Raw genomic sequence first — 2378 nt, 5'->3', positions numbered from 1 at the left:
CACACGAGACAGCGTATCTGCAGAAGGAATACCAGCGTCAAAGTGACCATATCGTTTGAGGAAATCTAAGCGAGCATTGCCAAAATCGATAATGCCATCCCAGCCATCATGACCCGACAAGACGCCACAAATTGTCAGCAAAATAATGTCTGATAATTTGTGTGCTATTTTATTTTCCTGTCGATAATCTTTAATGATTTGAAAGTGCATAAAATGGGTTGGTTAACTCGCTCATATTTAGGCTCCTATATTGTCTAGGAGCAATTAGAAAACAACGAAAATGATCTACAAGCAGATCTTTATTTTCATGTGGTTACATTCAATAGTTGGGATTAGTGATAGGTTCAAAGCGGATTCTTAGCATCTTTGCAGCCCTTATATATCAACGACCTTCATGCGGTTTCCCTGCCAACCATTTGAACTTAATTGATCGACATTAATGTAATCGGGACTATTTTTTGTAACGGTTGCTGCATTGACTAATTAGTGGCACGTTTATCTAATTTATTAAATATTTCAGCTACTACCATTTTAGCCCCATGTGTAGAAAGATGATCGTCATCGTAGTAGTAAAGTTCACTTTGGGAGTGAGTAACACATCGTTGGCTATCTGCACAGAAGATGTCTCGAGGATAAATTCTGGTAGTAGCTCCATCTACTTCATCCAAGATCTGATAAGCGCGCTTAGATCGCTCAAGGTAAGCCTCATAACTCGTAGATAAATCTAGGTTATGCATTATGATCTGCTTCTCAACCAAGCTTCTGGTTACCTGTAAAGCTCTCTGAGTTTGATATTTTACGTTCCAACCAACTTCTGGAATAGGATACACCAAGACTAAATTGTCACTATTTCCCACCCAGCCCTCCAAGCTTTTTATAATTTCCTTATCTAAATTAGCTGAAGGTTCAACTGGCTCTGCCCAATACCTCTCGCCTATTTCGGCACCACCCTCGCCATTGTCAAAACGGGTACCCGTTAAGTAAAGAGGTAGTCTTGAAACATGCACAATAGTGAGCTTATCACTGCGATGCTCCTTAAGAAATTTACTAATCTCTCGAGACTGTAGAAAACAATTTTCAATTGGCACTGAGTTCCCATTTTGCTCTCGGTACATCATAATAGAATCTAGCCCTGTACATCCGCTAGGAGTGAATTGTCTGTACCCATATCCTCGTACCATTGCTTGTTCATATAGATTCTTCGAAAGTGTCGCGGCATGGCTGTCACCAATCAGAAGAATAGTCCCCTTACTTTCGTCTGAACCTGCTGCGTAACAAGAACGTTGCACTGTTTTAGCATGGCATATAATATTGCTTATACTGAACGTTTTTCGATCATCCATAGAATAGAAGATCGATTTAAGCGGACCTAGTCGCTCAGGCAAACCATCTTTTTCCTCTATATATTTCGCAGAGAAATAGAGCACACTAAACACAAAAACAATCGCACACCATTTCCAAACCTCCATTTTCTTAAGCCTAAATGGCCTTTCTATAAAATAATATGTCATCACAGATAATAAAAATATGAGAGCCAGCATGGCTGCGAGGGGTAGAAAACCTATTTTTTCTTCCACATTAAAACGATAAAACGTAAAAATAGGTTGATGCCAAAGATATAGAGAATAAGAAACCACCCCAAAAAACACAATAGGCTTATAAGCTAAAACCTTAGTTGATACTTCATGCTCACCTGATGAATATATATATATCATAGTTGCTAAAACAGGAAGTAGAGTTATATAAGAGGGGTGGCTGTATGTATGATCAATGAATATTAAACTCGCTAGTATGACTAAAATTGATCCCACTGAAATAGTTGAGCAAAATCGTGAAATGATAAACTTTTCTCTTAGCCTTACCTTCTCACTTTCAAAAATTGCAACTATCCCACCACACAGCAACTCCCAACATCTTGATTGAAGAAGATAAAATGCAGAATTAGGACTATATTCAACAATCCAAGAAGAATATAGAAAAGAAAAAACCGATAATGCAAAAAAAATCATTAAAGCATGGGTTCGGGCTATTTTATTTATACATAAAAATACTATAGGAAAGATCAGATAGAACTGCCATTCTACAGAAAGACTCCAAGTATGAAGGAGAGGCTTGTAAATACTTGCTGCAGCATCATAGGTGTCTTCAGAGCTAAAGTATATATTGGACTGAAATAGCATTGCCGCTTTTAGTGACTTTGCATATAAAAGAAACTCCGAGGGAAGAAGTATAATGTAAGCAGCTAAAGATACAACACAAAGGACAAACAATAAAGCTGGTACAATTCTCTTGAACCTAGAAATATAAAACTCTAGAAAGCTAAAATCATTTTTATCTAATGAACTATAGATGATTTTAGTGATTAGATACACTGAAAG

The 2378-nt window shown here is 37.3% G+C and carries 1 protein-coding gene and 1 pseudogene; both read right to left on the bottom strand.

Annotated features, from left to right (window positions below):
* A pseudogene (locus AACQ21_RS06790) lies at positions 1-235 on the bottom strand (transposase family protein); the annotation flags it as partial.
* 244 nt (positions 236-479) lie between these two features.
* A partial coding sequence (locus tag AACQ21_RS06785) for an acyltransferase family protein (RefSeq protein ID WP_105976567.1) occupies positions 480-2378 on the bottom strand: 1899 nt, incomplete at its 5' end.

Origin of the sequence: Vibrio sp. V01_P9A10T6 (assembly GCF_963877065.1) — a bacterium.
Taxonomy (GTDB): Bacteria; Pseudomonadota; Gammaproteobacteria; order Enterobacterales; family Vibrionaceae; genus Vibrio; species Vibrio anguillarum.
Note: the sequence above shows the minus strand (reverse complement) of the source record. Positions and strands in the feature narration are given on the sequence as shown.